This is a genomic window from Streptomyces sp. Root1304, assembly GCF_001426405.1.
Taxonomy (GTDB): domain Bacteria; phylum Actinomycetota; class Actinomycetes; order Streptomycetales; family Streptomycetaceae; genus Streptomyces.
Map to the genome: position 1 here is coordinate 105645 of NZ_LMEP01000028.1, position 16636 is coordinate 122280.

Genomic DNA, 16636 nt, shown 5'->3' on the forward strand with positions numbered 1-16636 from the left:
ACCGGGTCAGCGGTTCCCGCCGCGGCCCTTGTTGTTCCCGTCACCGAACAGGTCCGGCGGGAGCGTGATCCCGGGGAACGTCGGCGGCTTGGTGTCGCCCGGCTTGGCGTCGCCCGGCTTCCGGGGCTTGTTCGGGCCCTCGTCGCCCTCCGGCGCCTTGGGCTTCTCGGCCCGCGGTACGGAGATGGCGGCGAAGCTCGGCGTCTGGGAGGCGTCCAGCGCGCCCGTCATCGCGATCTTCCAGATCGGGCCCGGGAGGCAACCGCCACAGACCTTCTCGTAGTACTCGCCGCCGATGGTGATGTCGTACATCTCGTCGCGCTTGCCGACGTCGTCGCCGACCCAGACGGCGGTGGACAGGTTCGGCGTGTAGCCGACGAACCAGGCGTCCTTGCGGCCCTCGGTGGTACCGGTCTTGCCCGCGTTGTCCCGGTCGCTCAGACCGGCCCGCGTACCGGTGCCGTCCTCGATCACGCCCTTCAGCATCTGGTTGATGGTGTCGGCGGTGCGCTCGCTCATGGCCCGCGTGCACTTGGTGTCCGGCACGTTCAGCTTGTCGCCGTTGGCGGCGCGGACGGACTCGATGACGACCGGGGTGCAGTAGATGCCGCGGTTGGCGAAGGTGGCGTAGACGGAGGCCATGTCGAGCGGGGTGCTCTCGAGGCTGCCGAGGGTGGCCGACGGGCTCTGCTTGATGGGCTTGCCCAGCTCGCGCTCGTAGCCGACCTTCTTCGCCATCGTCAGCGTCTCGCAGAGGCCGGCCATCTGCTCCAGCTTGGCGAAGTACGTGTTGATGGACTTGCCGAGGGCGCTCGTCATGTCATAGAGCCCCTTCTCGGATTCGAGCTCGTTCTGGACGGGCCAGTCGAGGTTTCCGGCCGGCCGGCCGTCGCAGCGGGTGAAGTCGCTCTCCGCCATGGTGATCTTCGTCGGGGTGTCGAAGCTCTGCGCCGGGCTCAGCCCCTTCTCCAGGGCGGCGGCGGCCGTGATCGGCTTGAAGGTCGAGCCGACCGGGAAGCCGTACGTCGTGCCGCCCATCCGGCTGCCGACGGCGAGGTTCAGCGTCGTCTGGTGCTGCTTCTGGTCCAGGCCGTACGGGCGGGACTGTCCCATCGAGAGGATCTTGCCGCTACCGGGCTGGACCTGGACGACGGCGGTCGCGACCCCGTCGTCCTTGTTGACCTTGGCCACGGCGGCCTCGTTCGCCGCCGCCTGCGCCTTCGGGGAGAGCGTGGTCTTGATGGTGAGACCGCCCAGGTTCCACAGCTTCTGCCGCTCCTCGGCCGTCTTCCCGAAGACCGGGTCGCTGAGGATCGTCTTGCGGACGTAGTCGCAGAAGAAGCCGGAGCCGTCGACGGCGGTGATGCAGCCGTTCTTCGGGGTCTTCACCTTCAGCTTGAGCGGCGTCGCCTTCGCCTTGTCCGCCTCGGCCTGGCTGATGTCCTTCACGTCGGCCATCCGCTGGAGGACGACGTTGCGGCGCTTGGTCGCTTCCTGGAGGTCGTTGACCGGGTCGTAGCGGCTCGGCGACTGGACGAGGCCGGCCATCATCGCCGACTCGCCCAGGGTCAGATCGGCGGCGTGCTTCGAGAAGTACCGCTGCGAGGCGGCCTCGATGCCGTACGCCTGCTGCCCGAAGAACGTGATGTTGAGGTAGTTCTCCAGGATCTTCTTCTTGCCCAGCTCCTCCTCGACCTGGATCGCGAACTTCAGCTCGCGGACCTTGCGGCCGATGGTCTGCTGGGTGGCCTGCGCGACCTTCTCGGGGTCGTCACCGGCCTCCTCGACGAAGACGTTCTTCACGTACTGCTGGGTCAGTGTGGACGCACCCTGCGCGACGCCGCCGGACTGCGCGTTGCGGTTGATCGCGCGCAGCACGCCCTTGAGGTCGATCGCCCCGTGCTCGTAGAAGCGGCCGTCCTCGATCGCGACGATCGCCTTCTGCATGTACGGCGAGATCTTGTCCAGCGGGACGACCTTGCGGTCGCGCGAGTACACCGTGGCGATCAGACCGCCCTCGGAGTCGAGGATGCTGGTGCGCTGACTCAACGGAGGGGTCTTCAGATTCGAGGGGATCTCGTCGAACCCCTCGACCGTGCCCTTCGCGGCCAGCCCGAGTGCACCGGCCGCGGGCAGGGCGATGCCCGCCAGTACGGCTCCCGCGAGCACACTGACACCGAGGAACTTGGCGGCCTGCTGGGTCCCGGTCAGACCACCGCCCGAGCGCTTCTTTGCCATGGGGGCAGCCTACGTTCTCATTCGCCGGACACGCGTATATGCCTTGGCCTAAGCTGCTCCCAACTGTCACAGCAGTGCGGTCTGGCATCAAGACCCGGGTGTGACATCGGCATGAATTCCCATGACCCCGAAGCATGGGGACCTCGTGTCCGATTCCGGCTCATGCGTCACACGGCGCCCCTTGTGGGCCCGTTGGATAAGGGCATGTCCAAGGGATATGTCCGCTATCACACGCATGTCCTTCGATCACTCCCCTGGGTGATCTGACGCGCACACATAGTCCGTTCGGGCCATCCAAGATTGGGCCCGAAGGGGGTGTTGCGCTGTGCCCACCTTCCGTAACGTCCCAACTGGCAGCGGTGAATATGCCGCTGTCGCCGTGGGGGAGCCTCGATTCGGGAGAGGACGGCGCCGGTATGGGCTGGGTAGCTGACTGGAGTGCGCAGGCGGCCTGCCGCACTACCGATCCGGATGAACTTTTCGTGCAGGGAGCGGCACAGAACAGGGCAAAGGCGGTGTGCACCGGATGTCCGGTGCGGACCGAGTGCCTGGCCGACGCCCTCGACAACCGGGTGGAGTTCGGTGTGTGGGGCGGCATGACGGAGCGCGAGCGCCGTGCGCTGCTGCGACGGAGGCCGACGGTCACCTCGTGGCGCCGGCTCCTGGAGACCGCGCGCACCGAGTACGAGCGCGGAGCGGGCCTGCTGCCCGTGGCCATGGAGGACGACGCGACGTACGAGGCGTACGCCGCGGTGGGTTAGACCCGGTCGGGGGTCCGATCGGGGACCCTTCGGTCCGAGGGAGTCCGTCCGCTCGTGAGACGGTCACCGATGGCCCGCAGCCCGGCGAGGTCGTGCACATCGCCGGGCAGGGCCGCCACCTCGGTCACCGCCACCTCGGGGTGGAGCGCGGTGAAGCGGTCGCGCGTGCGCCGCTCACGCGTGAGCACCCGCATGCGCTCGGCATGCAGGCGGAGGAGTCCGGCCGTGAGACGGCGCACGTCGGTGTCCACGTCGGCAGACGCGCGCGCGTCCGTGTCGGTGTCAGCGTCGTCGGTGGCCGCGTCCGCGGGGGGATCGACGTGGGTGTCCACGTCGGTGTACGCGGTCGCGTCCGTGTCTGTTTCCTGTGCCGGTTCGGCTGTGGGGGCAGCCTCGGATACGGAATGTGCGGCGGCGGTGGCGAGTTCGGACGGCTCGGGGTCGGTGGCCGGGGAGCCACTCCGTCGAGTCTGCCCGTCCTCCTGATCCACAATGCGCCCCTCCTCAAGATTTTCCGCGGCCGCCCGGGCCCGCTCGGCCGACAGCCGGACGGCGCCGCTGCCGTGCACGCGGTTGAGGACGAGACCGGCCAGCGGCATGTCCTCGGCGGCCAGCCGCTCCACGAAGTACGCCGCCTCGCGCAGTGCGTCCCGCTCCGGCGTGGCGACCACGAGGAAGGCCGTGCCCGGGGCCTGGAGCAGCTTGTACGTGGCGTCGGCGCGGGTCCGGAAGCCGCCGAACATCGTGTCCATCGCCGCGACGAACGTCTGCACGTCCTTGAGGAACTGACCCCCCAGCAGCTTTCCGAGGGTCCCCGTCATCATCGACATGCCGACGTTGAGGAACTTCATCCCGGCCCGGCCGCCCACCTTCGCGGGGGCCATGAGCAGCTTGATGAACTTCCCGTCGAGGAAGGACCCCAGCCGCTTCGGCGCGTCCAGGAAGTCCAGCGCGGACCGGGACGGCGGGGTGTCCACGACGATCAGGTCCCACTCGTCGCGGGCCCGCAGCTGGCCCAGCTTCTCCATCGCCATGTACTCCTGCGTACCGGCGAATCCGGCCGACAGGGACTGGTAGAAGGGGTTCTCCAGGATCGCCCGCGCCCGCTCGGGATCCGCGTGCGCCTCGACGATCTCGTCGAAGGTCCGCTTCATGTCCAGCATCATGGCGTGCAGTTCGCCGCCGTCCGAGCCCTTGATGCCCTCCACCTTGCGCGGGGTGTTGTCGAGGGAGTCGATGCCCATCGACTGGGCGAGGCGACGGGCCGGGTCGATGGTGAGGACGACGACCCGCCGGCCGCGCTCGGCCGCCCGCACGCCGAGCGCCGCCGCCGTGGTCGTCTTGCCGACCCCGCCGGCGCCGCAGCAGACGACGATGCGGGTGCCCGGGTCGTCGATCAGCGGGTCGAGCTCCAGGACGGGGACGGCGTCGAGCCCCTCCCCGGTGCCGGCGGCCTTCTCCGTCACGCGCCCACCCCTTGCTTCCGCAGTTCCTTCGCCAGCCGGTAGAGCCCCGCGATGTCCGCCCCGTCCCCCAGGAAGGGGAGCTCGTACGAGGGGACGCCGAGGTCGTCGAGGACCGCGCGCTGCGTCCGCTCCAGCTCCACCCGCCGGGCGTGCCCGGCCGCCTCGTCGAGGAGCGGCTCGACCAGCGTGGTGCCGTCGGCGACCCCCGCGGCGACCAGGGTGCGCGCGACGGCGTCCCGGTGGTCGCCGGAGGCGGCCCGTACCGCCGCCTCGTCGAGAACGTGCGGGCGGACCATGTTCACCACGACCCGGCCCACCGGCAGTTCGGCGGCCCGGAGCTCCGCGATGCCGTCCGCGGTCTCCTGGACCGGCATCTCCTCCAGCAGGGTCACCAGGTGCACGGCCGTCTCGGGGGACTTGAGAACCCGCATGACGGCCTGCGCCTGGTTGTGTATCGGGCCGATCCTGGCCAGCCCCGCGACCTCGTCGTTGACGTTGAGGAAGCGGGTGATGCGGCCGGTGGGCGGCGCGTCCATCACCACGTGGTCGTAGGTGTGCCCGCCGTGCTTCTCGCGCCGCCTGACCGCCTCGCAGGCCTTGCCGGTCAGCAGGACGTCCCGTACGCCCGGCGCTATCGTCGTCGCGAAGTCGATCGCGCCGAGTTTCTTCAGGGCCCGCCCCGCACCGCCCAGTTTGTAGAACATCTGGAGGTAGTCGAGGAGCGCGCGCTCGGCGTCGATGGCCAGCGCGTACACCTCGCCGCCGCCCGGGGCGACGGCGATCTTGCGCTCCTCGTACGGAAGGGATTCCGTCTCGAAGAGCTGTGCGATGCCCTGTCTGCCTTCGACCTCGACGAGGAGGGTCCGCTTCCCCTCCGTCGCGAGGGCGAGGGCGAGGGCGGCGGCGACCGTCGTCTTACCGGTACCGCCCTTGCCGCTGACGACCTGGAGCCTGCTCACGTTGTCGAGCCTAACCACTGGCGGCCGCGCCCAATCAGGAGGCCGCCCCGGAGAAGGTCCCTAGGGGAGGCTTCGGGGGCCGCCTCGGGGGGCCGCCCGTCGTCAGCGGATACAGTCGGCCCATGACCAAGTGGGAGTACGTCACGGTGCCGCTTCTGGTGCACGCGACCAAGCAGATTCTGGACACCTGGGGCGAGGACGGCTGGGAGCTCGTCCAGGTCGTGCCCGGGCCGAACAACCCCGAGCAGCTCGTGGCCTACCTGAAGCGGGCCAAGTCGTGAGCGGGGCCGTCGAGGCGAAGCTCGCCGAGCTCGGCCTGACCCTGCCGGCGGTCGTGCCGCCGCTGGCCGCGTACCAGCCGGCCGTGCAGTCGGGCGTGTACGTCTACACCTCGGGCCAGCTCCCGATGGTGGGCGGCGAGCTCCAGCTGACCGGCAAGGTCGGTGCCGAGGTCACCGCCGAGGAGGCCAAGCAGCTCGCGGCCACCTGCGCGCTGAACGCGCTGGCGGCCGTGAAGTCGGTCGCCGGTGACCTGGACCGGATCAAGCGGGTCGTGAAGGTCGTCGGCTTCGTCGCCTCCGCCCCCGACTTCACCGGCCAGCCGGGCGTCATCAACGGCGCCAGCGAGCTGCTCGGCGCGGTCCTCGGCGACAAGGGCGTGCACGCGCGCAGCGCCGTCGGCGTGGCCGTGCTGCCGCTCGACGCGCCGGTCGAGGTCGAGGTCCAGGTGGAGCTGGTCGAGGCCTGACCGCCGAACCCGTACGACAGGGAGCCGGTTTTCCACAGCCTGGGAAACCGGCTCTCGTGCATTCGGATGCTTGCGCATAGCATCCGGCCATGTCGACGAATGGTCAGCCGAAGCAGTCGGAAGAGTCCTCGCGGGAGCCGCAGCGGCCGCCGCGGCCGAAGCAGTCGAACGGCCAGTGGTACCCGCCGGAGTGGCCCGACCGCATCCGCGCCCTCGCCGCCGGTGAACTGACCCCGGTGGCCCCCCGGCGCGCCGCCACCGTCCTGCTTCTGAGGGACGGGGACGCCGGTGCCGGTCCCGAGGTCCACATGCTGCGCCGCCGCACCTCGATGGCCTTCGCGGGCGGCGCGTACGCCTACCCCGGCGGCGGCGTCGACCCGCGGGACGAGCAGCCGGTGCGCTGGGCGGGCCCCTCCCTGGACGTCTGGGCGGCCCGGCTCGGCCTCGACGACCCCGCGCAGGCCCAGGCCGTGGTCTGCGCCGCCGTGCGCGAGACGTACGAGGAGGCGGGCGTCCTGCTCGCCGGGGAGACCGAGGACTCGGTGGTCGGGGACACGACCGGCGAGGACTGGGAGCGGGACCGGGAGGCGCTCGTCGCCCGGGAGCTGTCCTTCGCGGACTTCCTGGACCGCCGGGGGCTCGTGCTGCGCTCCGACCTGCTCGGCGCGTGGGCGCGGTGGATCACGCCCGAGTTCGAGCAGCGCCGGTACGACACCTGGTTCTTCGTGGCGGTGCTGCCGGCCGGGCAGCGCACCCGCAACGCCTCCACCGAGGCCGACCGCACGGTCTGGATCCGTCCGTCGGAGGCGGCGGCGGGCTACGACCGGGGAGAGCTGACGATGATGCCGCCGACGATCTCGACGCTGCGGACCCTGGAGCCCTACGGCACGACCGCCGGGGCGCTCGCGGCGGCGGGGGAGCAGGACATGACCCCGGTGCTCGCGCGGGCGCGCCTGGAGGGCGACGAGCTGGTCCTGAGCTGGCCGGGGCACGAGGAGTTCACCAAGGTCATCCCGATGGGAGGCACGCGATGAGCGACGCGGAGGCCCTGCCCGGACAGCCGCGCGGAGTCGTGGAGTCCGGTCCCGCGACCGCCCGCGCGGTGAACGTCCTCGCGCCGAACCCGTCCGCGATGACCCTGGACGGCACCAACACCTGGCTCCTCTCGGAGCCCGGCTCGGACCTCGCCGTCGTCGTCGACCCGGGCCCGCTCGACGAGGTCCACCTGCGCCGGGTGACCGAGACCGCCGAGCGGCTCGGCAAGCGGGTCGCGCTGACCTTGCTGACCCACGGCCACCCGGACCACGCGGAGGGCGCGGGACGGTTCGCGGAGCTGACCGGGACGGCCGTACGGGCCCTGGACCCGGCGCTGCGGCTCGGCGACGAGGGGCTGGGCGCGGGGGAGGTGGTGACGGTCGGCGGTCTGGAGCTGCGGGTGGTCCCGACGCCCGGGCACACCTCGGACTCGCTCTCCTTCCATCTGCCCGCCGACGGGGCGGTGCTGACGGGGGACACGATCCTGGGGCGCGGGACGACGATGGTGGCCCATCCGGACGGGCGTCTGGGCGAGTACCTGGACTCGCTGCGGCGGCTGCGGTCGCTGACGGTCGACGACGGGGTCCACACGGTGCTGCCGGGGCACGGGCCGGTCCTGGAGGACGCGCAGGGGGCCGTGGAGTTCTACCTCGCGCACCGGGCGGGGCGGCTCGCCCAGGTCGAGACGGCGGTCGAGAACGGCCACCGGACGCCGGCCGAGGTGGTCGCCCATGTCTACGCGGACGTGGACCGCTCGCTGTGGCCGGCGGCCGAGCTGTCCGTGCGGGCGCAGCTGGAGTACCTGCGGGAGCGTGGCCTGGTCTAGGCGAGTGGAGCGCCTGCGGGAGCGGGTCCGGTGTCGGCGCGTGGAGCGCCTGCGGGCGCGGGCCCGGTGTCGGCGCGGGTCACGATCCTGTCCCGAGGAGGGCCCCGGCGGGGTGACGGGCTTGACCCGTGCTTTACGCTCCGCTTACTTCTGGCCGTAGCTTTCGGGGGGAACGCCCGTGTTCGTCATCGCCATCCTGCTGGTCATAGCCGCAGTGGTGCTCTTCTTCATCGGCCGCGCCAACGACTCCAAGGGCCTGAAGTTCGGCGCCCTCGGAGCGGTCCTGGCCGGCCTCTTCTCGCTGATCGTGAGCATGACGTACGTGATCAGCGCGTACGAGGTCGGCGTGCCGGTCGCCTTCGGCAAGGTCGGCTCGCCGATGACCTCGGGCATGCACGTGAAGTCGCCGTTCACGAGCGTCACGACCTTCTCGACCCGCCCGGTCGACCTCAACCTCTCCGACAAGGACGTGGTCGAGGTCCGCTCCTCGCAGGGCGGTGTCATGTACGCCGAGGTGACGGTGAAGTGGGCCGTCGTCCCGTCCAAGGCCGTCGAGCTGTACAAGCTCGCGGGCACCGAGGACGCCATCCAGCAGCGGCTGGTCTACCCCGACAGCCGTGAGATCGTCCGCAACGTCTTCGCCCGCTACTCCAGCGAGCAGGGCTACGCCTCCGACCGCGAGAAGATCAACGCCGAGATCGGCACCCTGATCAAGGAGCGGCTGGCCCCGCGCGGCATCACCGTGACCACGGTCAACCTGCGCAACGTGAAGCCCTCGGACGCCCTCCAGGGGCAGATCGACCGCAAGATCCAGCAGCAGCAGGCCACCGAGCGGGCCACCGAGGCCTCCCGTACGGCCAAGGCCGAGGCCGACCGGCGCCGGATCGAGGCGGAGGGCATCGCCCGCGCCAACAAGATCCTCAACGACTCGCTGACGGACAAGGTCCTGATGAACCAGTGCATCGACGCGTTCAAGGAGGCGGCCGCGAAGAACGCGATCTACACCGTCCCCTGCGGGAACGGCAACTCCGCCCCGGTGATCGTGGACGGCTCCAAGCGCTGACCCGGTCCGCGCGGAGACGAGGAAGGCCGCCCCGGTCGTCGGACCGGGGCGGCCTTCCTCGTCTGCTGCCTGCGTACTAGCGCGAGCGCTTCGCGAGGCGCTCCACGTCCAGCAGGATCACGGCGCGGGCCTCCAGGCGCAGCCAGCCGCGCTGGGCGAAGTCGGCGAGCGCCTTGTTGACCGTCTCGCGGGAGGCGCCGACCAGCTGGGCCAGCTCCTCCTGGGTGAGGTCGTGGACGACGTGGATGCCCTCCTCGGACTGCACGCCGAAGCGGCGCGACAGGTCGAGGAGCGCACGGGCGACACGGCCCGGGACGTCGGAGAAGACCAGGTCGGACATCTGGTCGTTGGTCTTGCGCAGCCGGCGGGCGACGGCGCGCAGCAGCGCGGTGGCCACCTCGGGGCGCGCGTTCAGCCAGGGCTGGAGGTCGCCGTGGCCGAGGCCGAGCAGCTTGACCTCGGTCAGCGCCGTCGCGGTCGCGGTGCGCGGGCCCGGGTCGAAGAGGGACAGCTCGCCGATGAGCTCGCCGGGGCCGAGGACCGCCAGCATGTTCTCGCGGCCGTCGGGAGAGGTGCGGTGCAGCTTCACCTTGCCCTCGGTCACCACGTAGAGGCGGTCACCGGGGTCGCCCTCATGGAAGAGCGCGTCGCCTCGGGCGAGGGTCGCCTCACTCATCGAGGCGCGCAGCTCGGCAGCCTGCTCGTCATCGAGCGCCGCGAAGAGCGGGGCGCGCCGCAGAACGTCGTCCACGAGTTCTCTCCATACTGTCGACCTGCTCAGGGACCTGGGTCCCATGATGCCGGACGTACAAAACAGTGCGATCAATCACAACAAGTTTGACTCACCGAGCCGCCCGTCCGTACGGCAGGGGCCCGATTGGGCTCCGATCGGCCACGCCCGGGGCGGATGTCGGTGGTGGCCCCTAGGCTGGCCGGGTGTCCAACTCGCCGGTGACAGCGCAGGCCAAGGGGGCTGGAAGAGTGTCGGCCGAAGGTAATTCCGCCGTGGGCGAACACGGCGTGTCGAAACGGGCGAAAGCCGCAAATCGGAAGGCCGACGTGCCGAATCGGAAGCCCGCGAAGCCCGCCGGGGCGGCTGAACCCGCCAAGACCGCGAAGACCGTCCGGGCCGCGAAGACCGCCGGGGCGGCTGAACCCGCCAGGACCGCGAAGACCGTCCGGGCCGCGAAGACCGCCAAGCCCGAGTCGCGGCTCGCGATGGTCCGGCGCGCCAGGAAGATCAACCGCGAGCTCGCCGAGGTCTACCCGTACGCCCATCCGGAGCTCGACTTCCGCAACCCCTTCGAGCTGCTCGTCGCCACGGTCCTCTCGGCCCAGACCACCGACCTGCGGGTCAACCAGACCACCCCCGCCCTCTTCGCGAAGTACCCCACGCCCGAGGACCTCGCCGCCGCCGTGCCCGAGGAGGTCGAGGAGCTGATCCGGCCCACCGGCTTCTTCCGCGCCAAGACCAGGTCGATCATGGGCCTGGCCGCCGCCCTCAGGGACGACTTCGGCGGCGAGGTCCCCGGCCGCCTGGACGACCTCGTCACGCTCCCGGGCGTCGGCCGCAAGACCGCCTTCGTCGTCCTCGGCAACGCCTTCGGGGTCCCCGGCATCACCGTCGACACCCACTTCATGCGGCTGGTCCGGCGCTGGAAGTGGACCGAGCAGGAGGACCCGGTGAAGATCGAGGCGGAGATCGCCGAGATCTTCCCGAAGAGCGAGTGGACGATGCTCTCGCACCGGGTGATCTTCCACGGCCGGCGCATCTGCCACGCCCGCAAGCCCGCCTGCGGCGCCTGCCCGATCACCCACCTCTGCCCCTCGTACGGCGAGGGCGAGACCGACCCCGAGAAGGCGAGGAAGCTGCTCAAGTACGAGAAGGGCGGCTTCCCCGGCCAGCGGCTCAACCCGCCCCCGGACTACCCCGGCCGCCCCGCGCCCCCGCTGGGCGCGAGCGACTGACCCCGCCCGCCGGGATCCCTCCGTCCCGCCCCTCCGCTCCACCCCTTCGGGCGACCCGCCGGAGGGAACGAACCCGTACACCGATCGCGTTGTGAACCACGGGGGTGCCTATGACGCGCACTGACGAAGAGATCCACGGTCCCGGTATCGGCGGCCTGCTCAAGAGGGACGGGCTGCCCGCCTGGCTCGGGCCCGTCGACCGGGCCGCCCGCACCGTCGAGCCGGAGCAGCTGAGCCGCTTCCTGCCGCCCGCGAGCGGCGCCGGACGCCAGTCCGCCGTCCTCGTCCTCTTCGGCGAGGGCGAGCGCGGACCCGAACTGCTGCTCATGGAGCGCGCCGGCAGCCTCCGCTCGCACGCCGGCCAGCCCTCCTTCCCGGGCGGCGCCCTCGACCCCGAGGACGGCCCCCCGGCCGAGGGCGGCCTGCTGCGCGCCGCGCTCCGGGAGGCCCAGGAGGAGACCGGCCTCGACCCGGCGGGCGTCCAGCTCTTCGGCGTCCTGCCCCAGCTCTACATCCCGGTCAGCGGCTTCGTCGTCACCCCGGTCCTCGGCTGGTGGCGCACCCCCAGCCCCATCGGGGTGGTCGACCCCGGCGAGACCGCCCGGGTCTTCACCGTGCCCGTGGCGGATCTCACGGATCCCGTGAACCGCGCCACCGCGATCCACCCGAGCGGCCACCAGGGCCCAGCGTTCCTGGTCGCGTCCGCTCTGGTCTGGGGTTTTACGGCCGGTGTGATCGACCGGCTACTGCACTTCTCCGGTTGGGAGCGCCCCTGGGACCGGTCGAAGCAGGTCCCGCTCGACTGGCGCTCATGACAGGCTGATCCCCGGCGAACAGGCTGATCCCGACGAACGACAGGCTGCCCCCGGCGACCGGAAAACGAATCTGCGAGGCAATTGACGGTGAACGTGCTGGACATCTTGCTGCTGCTCGCCGCCGTGTGGTTCGCGATCATCGGATACCGCCAGGGCTTCGTCGTCGGCATCCTGTCCGTGATCGGCTTCCTCGGCGGCGGCCTGGTCGCCGTCCTGCTGCTCCCGATCCTCTGGGACAAGCTGACCGACCACAGCGAGGTCTCGACCACCGCGACGGTCGTCTTCGTGATGGTGGTCATCGTCTGCGCCTCCGTCGGCCAGGCCTTCACCACCCACCTGGGCAACAAGCTGCGCCGCCACATCACCTGGTCGCCCGTGCGCGCCCTGGACGCCACCGGCGGCGCCCTGGTCAACGTCGTCGCGATGCTGCTCGTGGCCTGGCTCATCGGCTCCGGCCTCGCCCGTACCTCCATGCCCACCCTGGGCAAGGAGGTGCGGAACTCCAAGGTGCTGCTCGGCGTGCAGGAGGTGATGCCGGATCAGGCGTCCGGCTGGTTCACCGACTTCACCTCCACGCTCGCGCGCAGCGGCTTCCCGCCGGTCTTCAACCCCTTCGCCGACGAGCCGATCACCCCGGTCATGCCCCCCGACCCGAAGCTCGCCGACAGCCCCGTCGCCGCCCTCGCCAAGCGCTCCATCGTGAAGGTCGTCGGCACCGCGCAGAGCTGCGGCAAGGTCCTCGAAGGCACCGGCTTCGTCTTCGCCGACCGCCGGATCATGACCAACGCGCACGTCGTCGGCGGCGTCGACGAGCCGACCGTCCAGATAGGCGGCGTGGGGAAGCTCTACGACGCCAAGGTCGTCCTCTACGACTGGCAGCGCGACATCGCCGTCCTGGACGTGCCGGGACTCAAGGCCACGCCGCTGCCCTTCACCGACGAGGACGCCCGCAGCGGTGACGACGCGATCGTCGCCGGTTTCCCGGAGAACGGCTCGTACGACGTGCGCTCGGCGCGCGTCCGGGGCCGTATCAACGCCGACGGACCCGACATCTACCGTCGTGGCGAGGTGCGCAGGGACGTGTACTCGCTGTACACGACGGTCCGCCAGGGGAACTCCGGCGGTCCGCTCCTCACCGAGGACGGCAAGGTCTACGGGGTGATCTTCGCCCGCTCCCTCGACGACGCCAACACCGGCTACGCCCTGACGGCCGACGAGATCCGCGAGGACATCGAGCGCGGCAGGACCGCCGACCAGCAGGTCGACACCCAGTCCTGCGCCCTCTAGCCCACCGGGCCCCGAGGCCGAGGCCCTAGGCGGTGTCGCGTGGATGCCTGAGGCGGGCCGAGACCCAGCGGGCCCGGCGGCGCAGGATGCGCGAGATCCCCACCCCTTGCACGGCGTGCGCGCGGCCCTGATCCGGCGGGCCTCCCCCTTCGCGAGCGCCCGGCCCTGCGGCCGAGCGGCGGTTGCGTGCGGTCGTGTCACCGTAGTCGTGCGTCCAGCCCATACCTCGACGTCTGCCCGGGGCCCAAGGTCGGTAACCACCCGAGGGCACTCCAATTGGAGTATGCGCGGGGCACATGGCCGTTCGAAGGAAGTCTGTACGCCCCCACGGGAACAGAGGGGCCGTCAGCGGACCGGACGAGTGCCGTCGGCGGGGGCGTACGAGCGCCCTCAGCGGGCCGGACCGGTCCTTCAGCGGTCGGGCTCGGGGTCCTTCAGCCAGTTGACCAGCTCCGTGGAGAAGGCCACCGGGTCCTCCTCGTGCGGGAAGTGCCCGAGGCCGTCGAAGAGCCGCCAGCGGTACGGAGCCTCCACGTACTCGCCCGAGCCCGCCGCGCTCCGGGTCCGCATCACCGGGTCCAGGGAGCCGTGCAGATGCAGCGTCGGCACCCGCACCGGCCGCTTCATGCGCCGGTTGAACTGGATGCCGTCCGGCCGCGCCAGGGAACGCACCATCCAGCGGTACGGCTCGATCGAGCAGTGCGCCGTCGACGGCACCAGCATCGCCCGCCGGTACACCTCGATGGCCTCGTCCTCCGAGGAGCGCCGGGGCTGCGGCCCCGACCAGTCCCGGATCAGCTCGCCCACCAGCGCGGCGTCGTCCGCGACGAGCTGACGCTCCGGCAGCCACGGCCGCTGGAAACCCCACACGTGCGATCCGGCCCGCGACTGGGCGAAGTCGGCGAGCATCGCCGAGCGCCAGCGGCGCGGATGCGGCATCGAGGAGACCACCAGCCGGCGGACCAGCTTCGGCCGCATCACGGCCGCCGTCCAGGCGAGGTAGCCGCCCAGGTCGTGCCCGACGAGCGCCGCGTCCGGCTCGCCCAGGGAGCGGATCACGCCGGTGACGTCGAGGGCCAGGTTGGCGGGGTCGTAACCCCGGGGGGTGCGGTCGCTGCCGCCGACCCCGCGCAGGTCCATCGCGACGGCGCGGAAACCGGCCTCCGCGAGGACGGGCAGCTGGTGGCGCCAGGTCCACCAGAACTGCGGGAAGCCGTGCAGGAGCAGCACCAGCGGGCCGTCGCCCATCTCGGCGATGTGGAAACGGGCGCCGTTGGCGGCGACGTCGCGATGGGTCCACGGCCCGTCGAGCCGTACGGGCCCGCCGTTGCCGCTCTCGGGGAGGGTCATACGGACGAGCGTGCCACAGCGGAGGCCTTCTCCAGCGCCTTGTCCTGCGCGGGGCGGGGGTGCGGCTTGACGGTCGAGAGCACGGCGGCCGTCTGCTTGGCGGAGGCGATGGACTTCTCCGGCGGCTTGACCTTCTTGAACTTGGCCCAGGCGATCAGCCCGAGCAGGACCGCGAGCAGCACGTTGAACGCGAAGGACAGCAGGAAGCACCAGATCAGGTTCCAGCCGCCGTTGCCGTTGTGCCCGCCGGTCCAGGTGTTGATGGCGTACGCGAGCGCGAAGCTCAGCATCGGCAGCGAGAACAGCAGCACCACGGCGGCCGCGATGCCCGCCACACTGCCGAACACCCCGCGCTTCACGTCCTGGCGGATCTCGGCCTTGGCCAGCGCGATCTCGTCATGCACCAGCGCGGACATCTCGGCCGTCGCCGAGGCGACCAGCTGGCCGAGGCTGCGCTCGGTTCCGTCGAACGGGTCGCTCATCCCTGCTCCCTCTTCTCTTCTGCGGTCCGAGTCCTTCTGCGGTCCGACTCAGATCATGCCGGACGGTCGGCCCCGTCGCGCGGTGCCCCCGCCAGTTGGGCGCGCTGGCGGTGTTCGGCGGCCTTCTTCTCGTAGATCTCGGCCATCCGGAGGTGGTACTCGGGGTTGTCCTCCTCGTAGATGTCGGGGATGCCGTCCTGGTCCTCGTCGCGGTCCTCGGCGGTGACGAGCGCCTGGTACTTCCTGACCCGCAGTTTCAGCAGGACGGAGGCGAGGACGGCCGCGATGAGCGAGCCGACGAGGACGGAGGCCTTCACCTCGTCGGTGAGGGCGGCGTCGCCGGCGAAGGCCAGCTCTCCGATGAGGAGCGAGACGGTGAAGCCGATCCCGGCGAGCGAGGCGACCGCGAACACGTCCGCCCAGGCCAGTTCGGGGTTGAGCTCCGCCCGGGTGAAGCGGGCGGCGAGCCAGGTGCCGCCGAAGATGCCGATCGCCTTGCCGACGACGAGGCCGAGGACGACACCGAGGGTGACCGGCTGGGTGAACACGTTGTGGATCGCGCCGCCGGAGACGCTGACACCGGCGGAGAACAGCGCGAACAGCGGGACGGCGAGGCCGGCCGAGAGGGGGCGGACCAGGTGCTCGATGTGCTCGCCGGGGGAGTGGTCCTCGCCCTCCCGGGTGGTGCAGCGCAGCATCAGGCCCATGGCGACGCCGGCGATGGTGGCGTGGACGCCGCTGTTGTACATCAGGCCCCAGATGACCAGGGCCAGCGGGACGTACACGTACCAGCCACGGACCTCCTTGCGGAGCAGGAACCAGAAGAGGACGAGTCCGGCGACGGCGCCGCCGAGGGCCGCGAAGTTCAGGTCGCTGGTGAAGAAGACCGCGATGATCAGGATCGCGAAGAGGTCGTCGACGACGGCGAGGGTGAGCAGGAAGGCGCGGAGCGCGGAGGGCAGCGAGGTGCCGATGACCGCGAGGACGGCGAGCGCGAAGGCGATGTCGGTGGCGGTGGGGACGGCCCAGCCGTCCAGGGAGCCGTTGCCGACGGTGTTGACCAGGGTGTAGACGAGGGCGGGCGCGGCCATGCCGCAGAGCGCGGCGATGACGGGGAGCGCGGCGGCCTTGGGGTCGCGGAGCTCGCCCGCGACGAGTTCGCGCTTGAGCTCGATGCCTGCGACGAAGAAGAAGATCGCGAGGAGGCCGTCGGCGGCCCAGTGCTGGATCGACAGGTCGAGGCCGAGGGCGGCGGGGCCCATGTGGAAGCTGCTGACGGACTCGTAGCTGTCGCTCAGCGGGGTGTTGGCCCAGACGAGGGCGGCGACGGCGGCGACGAGGAGCAGAACACCGCCGACGGTCTCGGTGCGCAGGGCGTCGGCGAGATAGCGCCGCTCGGGCAGCGAGAGGCGGCCGAGGAATTTGCGGTCGGTGGGCGCGGACACGTGGGGACCTCCGTCGGGCAGGCAGGGCGAAGCACATGCCGACCAGACTTCCCGGCTCACCTAGGTTTTCCTGTCGCGTTCCTGACGCGATCCTTACCTTACCTAAAGAGACGGGTTTTGCGTCCGGCGAGATTCACTCTAGGGAGATATGAGAGTTTCGTCCCCTCGGGCCGCCGGATGCGGAAACGCCCGC

17 protein-coding genes are annotated in these 16636 nt (G+C 70.9%); 9 read left to right on the forward strand and 8 right to left on the reverse strand.

Features of this window, described 5'->3' with window-relative positions:
- Nucleotides 1-6 precede the first annotated feature (6 nt).
- A complete protein-coding gene (locus tag ASD33_RS32905) occupies nucleotides 7-2238 on the reverse strand; it encodes a transglycosylase domain-containing protein (RefSeq protein ID WP_056569272.1) in 2232 nt (743 codons plus the stop codon).
- A gap of 416 nt (nucleotides 2239-2654) precedes the next feature.
- On the opposite strand from ASD33_RS32905, the gene ASD33_RS32910 reads away from it, so the two are divergent.
- Nucleotides 2655-2999, forward strand: coding sequence for a WhiB family transcriptional regulator (locus ASD33_RS32910; protein WP_026058363.1), 345 nt, complete (start codon nucleotides 2655-2657; stop codon nucleotides 2997-2999).
- On the opposite strand, the gene ASD33_RS32915 is transcribed toward ASD33_RS32910, so the two are convergent.
- The gene (locus ASD33_RS32915; protein ID WP_056569275.1) at nucleotides 2996-4465 is read right to left on the reverse strand and encodes an ArsA family ATPase; all 1470 of its coding nucleotides are present in this window, start codon (nucleotides 4463-4465) and stop codon (nucleotides 2996-2998) included. The genes ASD33_RS32910 and ASD33_RS32915 overlap by 4 nt on opposite strands.
- Nucleotides 4462-5424: an ArsA-related P-loop ATPase gene (locus ASD33_RS32920; protein WP_199863639.1), complete on the reverse strand. Its 963-nt coding sequence runs from the start codon at nucleotides 5422-5424 to the stop codon at nucleotides 4462-4464. Before ASD33_RS32920 ends, ASD33_RS32915 begins: the two co-directional genes overlap by 4 nt.
- A gap of 122 nt (nucleotides 5425-5546) precedes the next feature.
- Between ASD33_RS32920 and ASD33_RS35320 the strand changes: the two genes are divergently transcribed.
- The 5 genes from ASD33_RS35320 to ASD33_RS32940 all read left to right on the forward strand — a co-directional run bounded on the left by ASD33_RS35320 (nucleotide 5547) and on the right by ASD33_RS32940 (nucleotide 9096).
- A complete protein-coding gene (locus ASD33_RS35320; protein ID WP_015034547.1) occupies nucleotides 5547-5705 on the forward strand; it encodes a DUF4177 domain-containing protein in 159 nt (52 codons plus the stop codon).
- On the forward strand, nucleotides 5702-6172 hold the full coding sequence (locus ASD33_RS32925; RefSeq protein WP_056569281.1) for a RidA family protein: 471 nt from the start codon (nucleotides 5702-5704) through the stop codon (nucleotides 6170-6172). The genes ASD33_RS35320 and ASD33_RS32925 overlap by 4 nt, the downstream gene beginning before the upstream one ends.
- A gap of 89 nt (nucleotides 6173-6261) precedes the next feature.
- Nucleotides 6262-7206 (forward strand): NUDIX hydrolase, encoded by a 945-nt coding sequence (locus ASD33_RS32930; RefSeq protein ID WP_242427255.1) that lies wholly within the window; start codon nucleotides 6262-6264, stop codon nucleotides 7204-7206.
- Entirely contained in the window at nucleotides 7203-8033 is an 831-nt protein-coding gene (locus ASD33_RS32935; RefSeq protein WP_056569284.1) for an MBL fold metallo-hydrolase, read from the forward strand. The genes ASD33_RS32930 and ASD33_RS32935 overlap by 4 nt, the downstream gene beginning before the upstream one ends.
- 178 nt (nucleotides 8034-8211) lie before the next feature.
- Nucleotides 8212-9096 (forward strand): prohibitin family protein, encoded by an 885-nt coding sequence (locus ASD33_RS32940; protein WP_056569287.1) that lies wholly within the window; start codon nucleotides 8212-8214, stop codon nucleotides 9094-9096.
- Nucleotides 9097-9172: 76 nt separating this feature from the next.
- Here ASD33_RS32940 and ASD33_RS32945 read toward each other — a convergent pair whose 3' ends face one another.
- Entirely contained in the window at nucleotides 9173-9847 is a 675-nt protein-coding gene (locus ASD33_RS32945; RefSeq protein WP_015034542.1) for a Crp/Fnr family transcriptional regulator, read from the reverse strand.
- Between the two features lie 185 nt (nucleotides 9848-10032).
- Here ASD33_RS32945 and nth point away from each other — a divergent pair, with 185 nt between their 5' ends.
- The 3 genes from nth to ASD33_RS32960 all read left to right on the forward strand — a co-directional run bounded on the left by nth (nucleotide 10033) and on the right by ASD33_RS32960 (nucleotide 13166).
- Nucleotides 10033-11064, forward strand: coding sequence for an endonuclease III (gene nth / locus ASD33_RS32950; protein WP_107103827.1), 1032 nt, complete (start codon nucleotides 10033-10035; stop codon nucleotides 11062-11064).
- A 110-nt stretch (nucleotides 11065-11174) separates the two neighbouring features.
- On the forward strand, nucleotides 11175-11879 hold the full coding sequence (locus tag ASD33_RS32955; RefSeq protein WP_056569293.1) for a CoA pyrophosphatase: 705 nt from the start codon (nucleotides 11175-11177) through the stop codon (nucleotides 11877-11879).
- Nucleotides 11880-11966: 87 nt separating this feature from the next.
- Nucleotides 11967-13166 (forward strand): MarP family serine protease, encoded by a 1200-nt coding sequence (locus tag ASD33_RS32960; RefSeq protein WP_056569673.1) that lies wholly within the window; start codon nucleotides 11967-11969, stop codon nucleotides 13164-13166.
- Nucleotides 13167-13191: 25 nt separating this feature from the next.
- On the opposite strand, the gene ASD33_RS36675 is transcribed toward ASD33_RS32960, so the two are convergent.
- The 4 genes from ASD33_RS36675 to nhaA all read right to left on the reverse strand — a co-directional run bounded on the left by ASD33_RS36675 (nucleotide 13192) and on the right by nhaA (nucleotide 16443).
- Complete coding sequence (locus ASD33_RS36675) at nucleotides 13192-13389, reverse strand: hypothetical protein (protein WP_079045143.1); 198 nt, start codon at nucleotides 13387-13389, stop codon at nucleotides 13192-13194.
- Nucleotides 13390-13577: 188 nt separating this feature from the next.
- Entirely contained in the window at nucleotides 13578-14516 is a 939-nt protein-coding gene (locus ASD33_RS32965; RefSeq protein ID WP_056569296.1) for an alpha/beta hydrolase, read from the reverse strand.
- Entirely contained in the window at nucleotides 14513-14998 is a 486-nt protein-coding gene (locus tag ASD33_RS32970) for a phage holin family protein (protein ID WP_056569299.1), read from the reverse strand. The genes ASD33_RS32965 and ASD33_RS32970 overlap by 4 nt, the downstream gene beginning before the upstream one ends.
- 53 nt (nucleotides 14999-15051) lie before the next feature.
- Nucleotides 15052-16443, reverse strand: a complete 1392-nt coding sequence (nhaA, locus tag ASD33_RS32975; RefSeq protein WP_056569301.1) for a Na+/H+ antiporter NhaA — start codon at nucleotides 16441-16443, stop codon at nucleotides 15052-15054.
- Nucleotides 16444-16636: the final 193 nt, after the last annotated feature.